Origin of the sequence: Pseudomonas sp. NPDC096917 (assembly GCF_044762555.1) — a bacterium.
In the GTDB taxonomy this organism is placed as follows: Bacteria; Pseudomonadota; Gammaproteobacteria; order Pseudomonadales; family Pseudomonadaceae; genus Aquipseudomonas.
In genome coordinates, this window is record NZ_JBIWEO010000007.1 from 184005 (window position 1) to 196943 (window position 12939).

A 12939-nucleotide genomic window follows, 5' to 3' on the forward strand; every position below is an offset into this window, starting at 1 on the left:
TGTTTTAGTGCGCGTTGGCGCGAGCTGGCACGATCACGCCATGCAGTTTTCTACGTCATCGGGGTGTTTGGGGATCGTGGGCCCCAGCACTTGGCCGCTGCTGTCGTCGACGAGTACGACGTCCTCAATGCGCATGGCACCGAAGTTTTCGTAGGCAATGAAACGTTCGTAATTGATGAGGCCGGTGTGCCTGCGTTCGGCTTGCCAGCGCTTGATCAGTGCGGGAATGAAGTAAATCCCGGGCTCCACTGTCAGCACCATGCCGCGCTTCAAGGGCTTGCCCAGGCGCAGATTGCATAGACCAAACTGCTCGCTTCTGGAGACAGAATGGTCATAGCCCACCCAGTTCTCGCCTAACGACTCCATGTCATGTACATCAAGGCCGAGCAGGTGGCCTAGGCCATGCGGGAAACACAGGGCATAGGCACCCGACTCAACGATGTCTGCGGTGTTTCCCGTGAAGAAACCCAGTGCTTTCATGCCGTCAGCGAGCCGGTGTGCAGCAGCCAGGTGCACGTCCAGAAAGCGTACGTGTGACCGAGCTTGCTGTATCGCGTGTTCTTGCACGTCCAGCAACAACTCATAAAGTTCACGCTGGTGCGGCTCAAAACGCCCACCTACAGGCAGTGTTCGGGTCACATCACTGGCATAACCCAGTGGACTACAGGCACCGGCATCGTTGATAACCAGATCACCCTTGAGCAAATGGTTTCCATGCTCAAGGTTGTGCAAGATCTCTCCATGGCGAGTAAAAATCGGCGAGTAGGCTTCTTGCAAACCTTCGCGGCCGAGCACCTGGCGCATGTGAGCGACTATTTCGCTTTCGACCATCCCCGCGCGCGTCATGCGCATTGCCAGCCGGTGCATTTCGTCGGTGACCCGTAAGGCGCTTTCGATCTGGGCCCGTTCTCGCGGTTCTTTGACCTCGCGCATGGCCACGACTTCGCGGGTCAAACTGCGCGATGCTAGCCGCCCTAGATCTTTGGGTAGCCATTGGATCATCTGTGACAGGGTCAAGGCCGTGTCGCTGCGGTAAGGCGGTAAAAAGTGCAGAGGTCGGCCTGAGCGCAGGACTTTATTGATGGCAGCCTGTAAAAGGTGCCGCCTTTTGACGGTGTCACACCCAGAAGCTGTTGCCATCTGCGCGGGTGAGGCGTGTTGGGCATGCCAGATTATTGCGTCCGGATCGGTACTGTCTTCGACGAATAGCGTCTCCTGGGCATTGTCGAGTTCTATGAGTCCGATCAGCCCAGGTTGGTTGAGGCCAAAAAAATAGCTGAACGTCGCATCCTGGCGAAACGGGTAAGTGTTATGCGCAAAGTTAATGGGCGCCTCGTTATGACCGATCAGCAGAGCAACGCCTTTACTCAGACGTTGACGCAATGTGTTTCGGCGCTGGATGTAAACGTCGGGTGTAAACATGCTGAGTACCTTTGCGAAAGGGCCGCGTTACACCGTAATGCCGTAAACCGTACGGGCAGTTTGGGCGTCGATGTAGCCGTTTTTCAGGTCCTCGCGCACTGCCTTTTCGCAGCGATTGCTGGCGTGTCCATAGCCACCTCCCGACCCTGTGCGCACGCGAATCAGATCGCCTGCATCCAGGCTAATGCTGCTGGCCATGGCGTAGCGCTCGCGCAGGCCGCAGCTACGAATGACTTCAACATAATTGAGTGACCCCGTTGCACCGTGCATCAGGCCCCATGGAGGTATGACCGAGCGCGTGTAACCGCAGGTCATGAAACTGGAATCGGTACGGACTCGATAGTCGATACAAATACCTCGACCTCCGCGAAATTGGCCATGGCCGCCGGGTTCGTCATTTAGCGCCATGCGCTCTACGTAGAGCCCGTAACGGGCTTCGCAGATTTCGACGGGGCAGTTGTAGGTTTCGCCGTGCAGGCCGCAATACACGGCGTTGTTGCCATCGCGGCCTGACTCTCCACCCCAGCCGCCTATTTCCGGTTCTACCAGGGTGTACCTGCGTCCAGTGTCAGGGTGCAGTCCGCCAATGATGGTGGCGCAGACCGAGGCAAAGTTGCCTGCTGGAAGGCGATCTGGAAACTGGGTGGCCAGGCAGCACACAATCAGATCGTGGACGCGAATCAGGTTTTCAAAATAGAAGCCTTCGGCCGCAGGCGACTGGGCATCAAACAGTGACCCCGGCCGCGTCAGCACCTTGAGCGGGCGAAAGGTGCCGCCGTTGGTCGTACCCTGCGGTGCGGTCAGCGCCTTGAACGCCATTTGTGCGGCAACCACTGTCCCGTCACGGCTGAGGTTGTTAGGTCCGGCGCACTGATCGGGGTTTTCTCGCAGGTCGATGATCATTTCGTGGTCGCGGATGTCGATCGTGAGCTTGAATTCGCTGCCATCGTCTTGCATTTCTTGAAGGTCGAGGCTGCAATTGGGTAAAGCCTGTAGTGCCTTGAGCGAGATTTTTTCGCCCAAGTCCATAAAATCCTTCATCGCCAGTAAAAACAGCTCCGTGCCGTATTTCTGTGTCAATTGTTGCAAGCGCAGTGCCCCGCCGCGCACAGCGGCAACACCTGCCCAAAGATCACCTTCCATAAAGTCGGGCATGCGTGAGTTGGCCTGCAAAATCTGCAGCACAGAGCGAATGGCGCGCCCCTGACTGATCATCTTGACCGACGTCAGGCGCAAGCCCTCCTGGAAAATATCGACGGCTTGGGTCGAGAGTGAGCCGGGAACCATACCGCCGACATCGTTCCAATGCGCAATGTTGGCTGTCCAGGCCACCAGCTTGCCGTTGGCGAACACCGGCATTGCCAGCACTACGTCGTTAAGGTGGGTCACTGCACCGCCGTCGTGCGGGTCGTTGCTGATAAATACATCGCCCTCCTGAATTTCTTCGGGCGAGTGCTCAAGCAATATCTTTTTTACGGCCTTATCCAGCACGCCGACAAAGGCGGGTATCCCGGCCCCGGAGCTGGCAATTTCGCCATGCGCGTCGGTAATGCCGGTGCCCATGTCTAGCACCTCGTAAATGATCGGGCTCATGGCGGCTTTGCGCATGGCTGCGAACATTTCGTCGGCAATGGCTTGCAGTGAGTTCTGGATAATATCGCGGGTAAAAATGTCGAGCGTGTGCATGTTCATGCTTGGTCACCCTCTAAGATGATATGTAAATTGCCCAGATGATCGACTCGCACCTGGTTGTCGGGGTGGATCAACACGGTGGTGCCGCAGTCCTCAACGATGGCGGGGCCTCTGAAGCTCATCTGGGGCTCAAGCAGGGCGTAGTCGTAGAGGGTCGCTTCATGCACGCCTTCCAAGGCGTAATCCACCTGGCGCACCCCTTTGCAGGCGGCGTTTAGCGTTCGGCCGGTAACAGGCAGGGCTTCGGGCTGCAACTTTCCGATTTGCGCGACGGCTATCAGGTGAAAACCAACGATCTCGAGCGGGGCCTGGAGTCGGTAGGTGTAGTGCTGCTCGTATTGGAGGTGAAAACGTTGCTCGATCAGGGGCCAGTGTTGGTCAATAGACTCTTGGTCATTGAGTTGCACTTCCACCGCATGTTCTTGATTTTGGTAGCGCAACTTGCAGTACACAGTCAGCGCCACCTGCTCTGTCGGAATCTGTTCGGCGGCGAACTGCTCGCAGCCTGAGCGCATCAAGCCCTCCAGAAAACATTGTGTTTCTGTCAGAGCATCCGCTTGCGTGGTGTCGGCAAAGCGATTGATGAACCAATCGCGGCGCAGGTCAGAGAGGGTCATGCCCCATGCTGAAAACACCGCCGCACTGCGCGGCACGATGACCTTTTTGACCCCCAGCTCTTGAGCAAGCGCCACTGCGTGAAGGGCACCACCACCGCCAAAAGCCATCAGGGTCAGATCGCGTGGGTCATGCCCCCGGCTTAACGACACCAGCTTCAGGGCGTTCACCATGTTGTCGTTGGCCAGGCGCACAATGCCACGGGCGATCTCTTCGGGCGGCAGGGTCAAGCGCTGGCTTAAAAGGTCGAGCCCATGCTCCACGGCTGCTAAATCGGCAACCATTTCGCCGCCGCAAAAGTAATCCGGGTTGATGCGCCCCAAGGCCAGATTGGCGTCTGTGGTCGTGATCTCGACGCTGCCATTACCGTAGGCGGCTGGGCCAGGCTGGGCGCCTGCGGACTGTGGGCCTACGTGCAGTTTTTCAAAATCATCAACCCAGGCAATTGAACCTCCGCCATTACCGATTTCGACCAGGTCCACGACCGGCACCATGATCGGGTAACCCGCGTTGACATGATTGCGTTCAATCCAATAGTCGGTCTTGATCGTGACTTGGCCGTTGCGGATCAGGGCGCATTTGGCAGTGGTGCCCCCGATGTCCAGGCCCAGTAGGTCGGGCTCATCAATCAGGCGCCCAAGTTCGGCGGCCGCCCAGAAGCCACTGGCGGGGCCAGACTCGACCATGGTGATGGGGATTTGCCTGGCATGCGCTACGCTGTCGACGCCGCAGTTGGACTGCATGATGTACAGCGGCGCTTTATAGCCCGCAGCGCTTAAGCCAGCTTGCAGCTCGTCGAGATAGCGTGCGGCGATCGGCTGCACATAGGCTGAAAGCACTGTGGTGCTGGTGCGTTCATATTCACGCCACTCGCGGGTGATCTGGTGAGAAGCAACCACTGACACGTCAGGCCAGAGTAGCTTGACTTCATCCAGGACGGCTCGTTCATGGGCTGTATTGGCATAGGCGTGCAGCAAGCAGATTGCGATAGCCTTGACGCCGTCGTGGCGAAAGGCATCCAGCATGTCAGGCAGGGTAGATAGATCCAGTGGCTCGCGTTCACGGCCATCAGTATGCAGGCGACCGCTGACCTCGCAGCGTAAATACCGAGGCACGAAAGGTGCAGGCTTGACCCATTTCAGGTTGAAATAATCCGGACGATTGGCGCGTGCAATTTCCAGGATGTCGCGAAATCCGCGGGTGGTAATCAATGCCGTTTTAACGCCCCGTCGTTCTGTCAGCGCGTTGATGACAACCGTCGTGCCATGGGCGAGAAAGTCCACCGTCTCAAGGGCAACGTTGGCCTTGTGGATGACGTTAAGTACGCCCTGAGCAAAGTTGGGTGGCGTGGTATCGACCTTGGCCGTGCGAATGATTTGCTGGCCGGTCGAGGGGTCACTTTCGAAATAAACGAGATCCGTGAAAGTGCCTCCCACATCGGTGGCTACGCGTACAGTTTTTTCTTTCATACCCACAGGGTGACTCCTGGTTTTTGTTCTTGTTGGTTGTATGAAACCAGCCGAGCAGAGTGCCCGAGCGTCTTAACCGTTGAGTTCGATGTTAGGAGGCAATGGGTATGGGTTTAAACGGGCAGGGCGGGTAGGTCAGCTTGTTTTACGCAGCTGACTTACCCGCATGGGTAGGGGGATTCTTCAGTGATCGAGGTTTAGCAAACCTTGATGCAAGGCCGCGTGGATCGCCGCGGTACGACTGTCTACGCCGAGTTTGGTGTAGATGTTTTTAAGGTGAAACTTGACGGTGTTCTCGGAAAGGCTCAGCCCTTGCGCGATGATTTTGTTCGGCTGGCCGTGGGCAAGCAGGCTGAGTACTTGGGTTTCCTTGGCACTCAACGGTATTTTTGGCCGTACCGGATGCGCTCGCCAGCCTCGCAGGCGACTGATGAGCTTGGGAATGAACGGACAGGCATTCTGGGTACGTTCCAGGGCAGGCAGCAGCCAGGGCCCAACCTCCATGAGCAATCCGGGAAGCACCTCTTGGGCGATCGAGGCCAAAATGCGCGTGATCTCTTGCGGGCTTATCTCGATCTGGGACCTGCAGGTCGCCGCCAAGGCCATCAGATCCAGCCGCCAGCCAAGCAGCAGCAAGCCTTTGCCTCGTAGCAGATGCCCCTCACGTTGTAGCCGGTTAAGGGCGACAAGGGCTGCGCCTGTCGCAATTTCAAGTCTGGCCATGGCCAGGGTGATGGCCAACTGAGTACGCCAATCATCAAGGGGGGTGGCCATGGTGTCGAGTTCAGCCTGTGCAGCTTCTTTGCGTGCCTGGACCAATAGCCCGCATTGCACCAATACATCGACCCTCCAAGCCTTTACCAGGAGATGCAGGCGTTTCCAATTGCGTGCCGTGGCGTGCAATTTAACGTGTTCCAGCTCAAGCAGCGCGGGCTGCATACCCTTGGCGCGCAATGTCGTACGCCAGGTCACTTCGGCAGTGTTTGCCACTATCTCCAGCCAGCCATCGGCATGTTCCAGTGATGCCCAGCCGTTCTCTAGCCACGGGGTCACCTGCGACCAGTTGCCTTGCCAGTAACAATGTTGAGCCTTCAAACACCCGGTCAGCGCCTTCAGCGAGCTTTCGCCGCCAAATTGTCGGAGTACGCATGTCAGCGCCTCGTCGATCAACTGCTCAGATGCCCTTACATCCCCAGACAGCGCCAACGCCTGTGACTCATGAATGCTGCAGTAAATTTCACCGCGAGGGCTGGCCACCAAGCGCATTTTGATCTTCGCTGCGCGAATGCTTAAAAGCGCCCCTTTAATGTCGCCACGGATCAGTAAGGCCAGGGTGTCGACACACTCCAGCGTCGCTTGCAGGAGCATTTCATCAGGAGCACCTGTCCAGGGGCGCTGTGGTACTTCATTCGCCTGCTCAAAGTGGTCCAGATAGGCATTGGACAGGGTTCGAATGAGCTGGAAGTCGCGCAGCAGCCGCGGCTCACCCTGAACATAGTTCTGTGCAAGGCACAGCAGTTGGGTACAGAGCGCGTGATTGCCTAATTTGGCGTGCAGATAAGCTTGTAATAGCAAAAGGTCTGGCGCGGTGTGCCGTGTTTGCAGATCAAACTGTTGCACCAGGCTTTGTGCGTAACGAATTCCGTGGCGCAGAACCAGCGCCCAGCCGCCAGCCCGAACCACCAGACTGATTGCAAGCGGGGTGTCTTGGGCCCGTAAGGCATGCGCGACAGCTTGTACCCAGTCTGTTGCGTGTGCCAGCCATTGAGCAGCAGCCCGATGGATGTGCTGGGCCCGGCAGGTGTTGACCTTGGGGCTCAGGAAGTCGCGCAGCAAGCCGTGATAGCGAAACCACTGACGTTCCGCGTCCAATGGGACGAGTAGGGCGTCGAGAGGGCGCAGGTGCATGAGCAACTGTGCGCTGTCGGTACGGTTACGGACAGCGTCGGCCAGTTCGGCATTAAAGCGTTCCAGCAATGAGGTTTCGAGCAAAAAATCTTGGCACTCCGTCGATAGGCTTGTGAGGATTTGCTCGGCTAAATACTCTGCGACTTCAATCACGCCCCCGCCGAATCCGGTTAGCCCGTACAGGCTGGCGTCGCGGCTGCTCAGCCACAGGCGCGCCAGTTGGACCGCCACGGCCCAGCCTTCAGTGGTTTGCTGCAGTTGCAGCACATCTTCAGGCGCGACTAGGGGCCCCAAAATGCTGCGGGTTTCGTCCAGTGAAAGGCTCAGCTGGCGTGCTGACACTTCATGCATCCAGCCCTTCGCCCGCCAATTGCCCAGTGGCCAGGCGGGGCGGGTGCGGCTGGCCACAATCAGGTGCAGCCATGGCGCAGCTTGTTCAATGAGGGTTTGCAGGATGCTAGTGACTTTGTGATTCGCCACCGCGTGGTAGTCGTCAAGCAGCACGGTGACAGGATGCTCCGCCTGCTCAAGGGCGTGGACCAGAGCGCAAAGCGTGCGTTGGGGCTGGGCGTCCAGTGATTGTGTTTCGGCCAGTCGGGATAAGTGCCCCATTTTCACCCCGCTGTGTTCCAGGGCCAGGATCAAATAGGCCAGAAAGCGATTGGGTTCTCCATCAGCCTCGTCCAGCGATAGCCAGGCAATTTTGGCCTTTGGTGTTTTTTTGAGCAGTGCTTCACGCCATTGCATGAGCAGGACCGTCTTGCCATATCCGGCGGGTGCCACCACCAGCAACAGGGGAATTTGGCCTTGCGCGTGAAGAGACGCCAGCAGCGCCTCGCGTATTTGCGTTGTCAGTAGAGTTTTTGGCGGTGTGATTTTTCCGATCCAGCACCATGTGCTAGGCGAGTGATCTGCTGGGGTGTGATTCATGGGGCTGGACCGCTCTCAAACCAGTATTTCAAGAGGTTGCAGAGTTAAGCGTGTTACTCCTAGTCAGTGGCTTCTGATTTGTGTGTAGGGGCTCTTCTAGAAAGTGGTTGGATTTTTACTACACAAGAACAGGCTCCTGAAATTCCGGGAGGCAGGGTTGCCGAAGGCTTTGTGTTGTCGCTAAAGGTGTTACCTCATGTGTAACCGTGCGCACAAAAACGGGGCTTTGTGACACCTAAAGCACTGTTTTAGAGCCCTTGCGCAGGGCTTTAAAAATAAGATGAAACGCTACACTTGCCGGAATAGAAGGGTTTGCGAATAATAGGCCCGCTATTTGCAACTCATACAGGTTCTATGTCTTTTGCTCTTGCATGAATTTGAAGGGCTGTCAATGCTTGGAGTCGCCTTTCTCGGTGCATCTGTAATTTGTTGTCGCATTGAAGAAATTACGGCTTGAAGCCTGTCGTTAGAATGCCGGTCACTCGCTCGTCGTAGTTGCGCTGCTCTCAGTGCAACGCCAGTAGGACGTGGCGCCGCATTCCCGGTTTAACCTCCGCATATTGGGCTCGCGCTCACTCTGCCTTTATTGCCCTTTACCGATGGAGTCCTAAGATGAAGAAACTCGTGCTTCTTGGCGCCCTGGCACTTTCCGTGCTGTCCTTGCAGGCTTTTGCTGACGCAAAGCCGCTGAAAATTGGCATTGAAGCCGCATACCCTCCGTTTGCCTCCAAGGCGCCGGACGGCAGCATTGTGGGCTTTGACTACGACATCGGTAACGCTCTGTGTGAGCAGATGCAGGTCAAGTGCGTTTGGGTCGAGCAAGAATTCGACGGCCTGATCCCAGCCCTTAAAGTGCGCAAGATCGACGCGATCCTGTCTTCGATGTCGATTACCGACGATCGCAAGAAATCGGTCGACTTCACCACGCGTTACTACCTCACTCCAGCGCGCCTGGTGATGAAGGAAGGGACAACAGTTTCCGACTCTCTTGATGAGCTCAAAGGCAAGAAGATCGGTGTGCAACGCGGTTCGATCCACGATCGTTTCGCCAAGGAAGTGCTGGCTCCCAAAGGCGCCACTGTTGTGCCTTACAGCTCGCAGAACGAAATCTACCTTGACGTCGAAGCCGGTCGTCTGGATGGCACGGTTGCTGACGCCACCCTGCTGCAAGACGGTTTCCTGAAAACCCCGCAGGGCAAAGGCTACGCATTTGTAGGCCCGCAGTTCACTGACGCCAAGTACTTTGGTGACGGCATCGGTATCGCTGTACGTAAAGGCGACAAGGAACATCTGGACCAGATCAACGCAGCGATCGCGGCGATCCGTGCCAACGGTAAATACAAGCAAATCCAGGATAAATACTTCGACTTCGATATTTACGGCGCAGACCCTAAGTAAATCGTCGCAGCAGTCAATCCGAAATGGCGCAAGCAACAGGATCTCTGAAGTTTGCGCCATTTTTTCATCCTAATTTTTGAGGGCCGGAATCATGTTGAAAGGCTACGGGGCTGTCATCCTCGATGGCGCTTGGCTGACGCTTCAGCTCGCCTTGTCGTCCATGGCCCTGGCCATTGTTCTAGGTCTGATTGGTGTTTCATTGCGCCTGTCGCCAGTGCGCTGGCTGGCCTGGCTCGGCGATCTGTATTCAACCGTCATCCGCGGGATTCCCGATTTGGTACTGATCCTGCTGATTTTCTACGGCGGGCAGAATTTGCTGAACAATGTCGCGCCGATGCTGGGCTACGACGATTACATCGACCTCAATCCATTGCTGGCCGGTATTTTCACCTTGGGCTTTATCTTTGGCGCCTACCTGTCCGAGACCTTTCGCGGAGCCTTCATGGCGATTCCCAAAGGTCAGGCTGAAGCCGGTATGGCGTATGGCATGAGCAGTTTTCAGGTGTTCTTTCGGGTGTTGGTCCCGCAGATGATCCGTCTGGCGATTCCGGGCTTTACCAATAACTGGTTGGTATTGACCAAGGCCACGGCCCTGATTTCGGTGGTCGGCTTGCAAGACATGATGTTTAAGGCCAAGCAGGCAGCTGACGCGACCCGCGAACCTTTTACCTTCTTCCTGGCTGTGGCAGCGCTGTACCTGGTGTTGACCAGTGTTTCGCTGTTGGCATTGCGACAACTTGAAAAGCGCTACTCGGTAGGCGTAAAGGCGGCTGATCTATGATCTTTGACTACAACGTTATTTGGGACAGCATGCCGCTGTACCTGAGTGGTCTGATTGAAACGCTCAAGCTGCTGGGTATTTCGCTGTTCTTTGGCTTGCTGGTCGCCTTGCCGCTGGGTTTGATGCGGGTCTCCAAGCTGGCGTGGGTCAACTTCCCGGCGTGGCTGTACACCTACGTGATTCGCGGTACACCGATGCTGGTGCAACTGTTCTTGATCTACTACGGCCTGGCTCAGTTCGACACTGTGCGTGAAAGCTTCCTATGGCCTTTGTTGTCCAGTGCAACGTTTTGTGCGTGCCTGGCTTTTGCGATCAATACCAGTGCCTACACCGCCGAGATCATCGCGGGCAGCCTCAAGGCCACGCCCCATGGCGAGATCGAAGCGGCCAAGGCCATGGGCATGTCCCGAAGCAAAATGTATCGCCGTATTTTGCTGCCGTCGGCCCTGCGCCGGGCGCTGCCGCAGTACAGCAACGAAGTGATCATGATGCTGCAGACCACGAGTCTGGCGTCCATCGTGACCTTGATCGACATCACCGGGGCCGCGCGCACTGTCAATGCGCAGTACTACTTGCCGTTTGAAGCCTATATCACCGCGGGCGTGTTCTACCTGTGCCTGACCTTCATTCTGGTGCGCCTGTTCAAATTGGCTGAACGCCGCTGGCTGGGCTATATGGCCCCGCGCAAGGCCTGAGAGTTGAGCTGTACGCTCAACGTCTGACCCACTGTTTTTGTGAGAACCGACAGCATGTACAAACTTGAAGTCCAAGACCTGCATAAGCGCTATGGCAGTCATGAGGTGCTCAAAGGCGTATCTCTGGCAGCAAAGGCAGGTGATGTGATCAGCATCATCGGTTCCAGCGGTTCAGGCAAAAGTACCTTTTTGCGTTGCATCAACCTGCTTGAGCAGCCGCATGCCGGCAAGATCCTGCTCAACAATGAAGAGCTGAAGCTGGTCGCGAAAAAAGACGGCGCGCTGGTCGCCGCAGACCCTAAACAGTTGCAGCGCATGCGTTCGCGCCTGTCGATGGTGTTCCAGCATTTCAATCTGTGGTCGCACATGACCGCGCTGGAAAACATCATGGAAGCGCCCGTGCATGTACTGGGCATGAGCAAGGCCCAGGCGCGGGAAAAAGCCGAGCACTACCTGAACAAGGTCGGCGTGTCACATCGCAAAGAGGCTTATCCGGGGCATATGTCCGGGGGTGAGCAGCAGCGTGTGGCCATTGCCCGTGCGCTGGCGATGGAGCCGGAGGTCATGCTGTTTGACGAGCCGACCTCGGCCCTTGACCCGGAGTTGGTTGGCGACGTGTTGAAGGTGATGCAAGACCTCGCCCTCGAAGGTCGGACCATGGTGGTGGTGACGCACGAGATGGGCTTTGCGCGCGAAGTGTCAAACCAACTGGTATTCCTGCACAAAGGCATTGTTGAGGAAAGCGGCAACCCGCGTGAAGTGCTGGTCAATCCACAGTGCGAACGCTTGCAGCAGTTCTTGTCGGGCAGCCTAAAGTAATAACGCAGACCCTGCAGGAGCGAGCTTCAAAAGATCAAAAGATCGCGAGCAAGCTCGCTCCTGCAGTAGTTGTGGGCAGCGCTTAAGTGAACAATATTGCGATGTAAGACTGCTTTTTTGCACCAACTTAGTGCATGCTTGCCCGCTCTGTGGTGGCTGATCTAGCTTGGTTGTTGCCACCTTCGGCATTAACACTGTTTTGCTTTGGATTGCATGCCATGACTGCCCAACGAATAGGTTTCCTGATTTGGCCCAGCACGAAAGCGTTGACGCTGGCGCTGGCTGAGGAGGCCTTGCGGGTCGCCCAGCGGGTGCATCCGGAAGTGACCTATGAATTGGTGTTTTTGTGCGCCGAAGCGCAGACCGACACCGCCGCCGGCGGCTGGCAATTGCCGGGCGAGCCGTGGGCCGGAAAGCTCGAAGGTTGTCAGAAACTGTTCCTGGTGGCCGATGAGCCTCCAGCCTCGATAGCCCCTGCGCTAAGCAGTGCGCTCAAGCAATTGGTGCGTGCCGGTTGCGTGATAGGCGGGCTGTCTGCCGGCGTGTATCCCTTGGCGCAGTTGGGTTTGCTGGATGGTTATCGGGCGGCGGTTCACTGGCGCTGGCAGGATGATTTTGCCGAGCGTTTCCCCAAGGTGATTGCGACAAGCCATCTGTTTGACTGGGACCGTGATCGTCTGAGCGCGTGCGGCGGGCTGTCGGTACTGGATTTGCTGCTGGCGCTGTTGGCCCGCGATCACGGTGCCGAGCTGGCGGGTGCGGTGTCCGAAGAGTTGGTCGTCGAGCGGATTCGCGAAGGCGGTGAGCGTCAGCGTATACCGCTGCAAAACCGCCTCGGCTCAAGCCACCCCAAGCTGACTCAAGCCGTGCTGTTGATGGAGGCCAACATCGAAGAGCCGCTGACCACTGACGAAATTGCCCAGCATGTGTGCGTGTCGCGTCGTCAGTTGGAACGGATTTTCAAGCAGTACCTCAATCGTGTGCCGAGCCAGTATTACCTTGAACTGCGTTTGAACAAGGCCCGGCAAATGCTGATGCAAACCAGCAAGTCGATCATCCAGATCGGCCTGTCGTGCGGTTTCTCCTCGGGGCCGCATTTCTCCAGTGCGTACCGCAACTTCTTTGGCGCAACGCCGCGTGAAGATCGCAACCAGCGTCGTAGCAGCAGCCCGTTTGAATTGTCTTCGGTGCCGTCTGAGCGAGGCTGAAG

9 protein-coding genes are annotated in these 12939 nt (G+C 56.8%); 5 read left to right on the plus strand and 4 right to left on the minus strand.

From position 1 onward, the window contains the following. Positions 1-33: 33 nt before the first annotated feature. The 4 genes from ACIQYF_RS10605 to ACIQYF_RS10620 form a co-directional block, all read right to left on the minus strand. A complete protein-coding gene (locus ACIQYF_RS10605; RefSeq protein ID WP_402860614.1) occupies positions 34-1422 on the minus strand; it encodes an aminopeptidase P family protein in 1389 nt (462 codons plus the stop codon). 27 nt (positions 1423-1449) lie between these two features. Further along, entirely contained in the window at positions 1450-3114 is a 1665-nt protein-coding gene (locus ACIQYF_RS10610; RefSeq protein ID WP_402860617.1) for a hydantoinase B/oxoprolinase family protein, read from the minus strand. Next, complete coding sequence (locus ACIQYF_RS10615) at positions 3111-5198, minus strand: hydantoinase/oxoprolinase family protein (RefSeq protein ID WP_402860620.1); 2088 nt, start codon at positions 5196-5198, stop codon at positions 3111-3113. The genes ACIQYF_RS10610 and ACIQYF_RS10615 overlap by 4 nt, the downstream gene beginning before the upstream one ends. 183 nt (positions 5199-5381) lie before the next feature. Next, on the minus strand, positions 5382-8036 hold the full coding sequence (locus ACIQYF_RS10620; RefSeq protein WP_402860623.1) for a LuxR C-terminal-related transcriptional regulator: 2655 nt from the start codon (positions 8034-8036) through the stop codon (positions 5382-5384). Positions 8037-8648: 612 nt separating this feature from the next. Here ACIQYF_RS10620 and ACIQYF_RS10625 point away from each other — a divergent pair. The 5 genes from ACIQYF_RS10625 (at position 8649) to argR (ending at position 12937) form a co-directional block, all read left to right on the plus strand. Continuing rightward, a complete protein-coding gene (locus ACIQYF_RS10625; RefSeq protein WP_402860626.1) occupies positions 8649-9434 on the plus strand; it encodes an ABC transporter substrate-binding protein in 786 nt (261 codons plus the stop codon). Between the two features lie 91 nt (positions 9435-9525). After that, on the plus strand, positions 9526-10215 hold the full coding sequence (locus tag ACIQYF_RS10630) for an ABC transporter permease (protein ID WP_402860629.1): 690 nt from the start codon (positions 9526-9528) through the stop codon (positions 10213-10215). Then, on the plus strand, positions 10212-10910 hold the full coding sequence (locus ACIQYF_RS10635; protein WP_402860632.1) for an ABC transporter permease: 699 nt from the start codon (positions 10212-10214) through the stop codon (positions 10908-10910). Before ACIQYF_RS10630 ends, ACIQYF_RS10635 begins: the two co-directional genes overlap by 4 nt. 54 nt (positions 10911-10964) lie before the next feature. Beyond that, positions 10965-11729, plus strand: a complete 765-nt coding sequence (locus tag ACIQYF_RS10640) for an ABC transporter ATP-binding protein (RefSeq protein ID WP_402860635.1) — start codon at positions 10965-10967, stop codon at positions 11727-11729. A gap of 218 nt (positions 11730-11947) precedes the next feature. Next, positions 11948-12937: a transcriptional regulator ArgR gene (argR, locus tag ACIQYF_RS10645; RefSeq protein ID WP_402860638.1), complete on the plus strand. Its 990-nt coding sequence runs from the start codon at positions 11948-11950 to the stop codon at positions 12935-12937. Positions 12938-12939: the final 2 nt, after the last annotated feature.

What these genes read in the sequence shown, in the direction of transcription:
- ACIQYF_RS10610 (WP_402860617.1), bottom strand. Translation starts at nt 3,114, where the DNA reads ATGAACATGCACACGCTCGACATTTTTACCCGCGATATTATCCAGAAC.
- ACIQYF_RS10635 (WP_402860632.1), top strand. Translation starts at nt 10,212, where the DNA reads ATGATCTTTGACTACAACGTTATTTGGGACAGCATGCCGCTGTACCTG.
- ACIQYF_RS10605 (WP_402860614.1), bottom strand. Translation starts at nt 1,422, where the DNA reads ATGTTTACACCCGACGTTTACATCCAGCGCCGAAACACATTGCGTCAA.
- ACIQYF_RS10620 (WP_402860623.1), bottom strand. Translation starts at nt 8,036, where the DNA reads ATGAATCACACCCCAGCAGATCACTCGCCTAGCACATGGTGCTGGATC.
- ACIQYF_RS10630 (WP_402860629.1), top strand. Translation starts at nt 9,526, where the DNA reads ATGTTGAAAGGCTACGGGGCTGTCATCCTCGATGGCGCTTGGCTGACG.
- ACIQYF_RS10615 (WP_402860620.1), bottom strand. Translation starts at nt 5,198, where the DNA reads ATGAAAGAAAAAACTGTACGCGTAGCCACCGATGTGGGAGGCACTTTC.
- ACIQYF_RS10625 (WP_402860626.1), top strand. Translation starts at nt 8,649, where the DNA reads ATGAAGAAACTCGTGCTTCTTGGCGCCCTGGCACTTTCCGTGCTGTCC.
- ACIQYF_RS10640 (WP_402860635.1), top strand. Translation starts at nt 10,965, where the DNA reads ATGTACAAACTTGAAGTCCAAGACCTGCATAAGCGCTATGGCAGTCAT.
- argR (WP_402860638.1), top strand. Translation starts at nt 11,948, where the DNA reads ATGACTGCCCAACGAATAGGTTTCCTGATTTGGCCCAGCACGAAAGCG.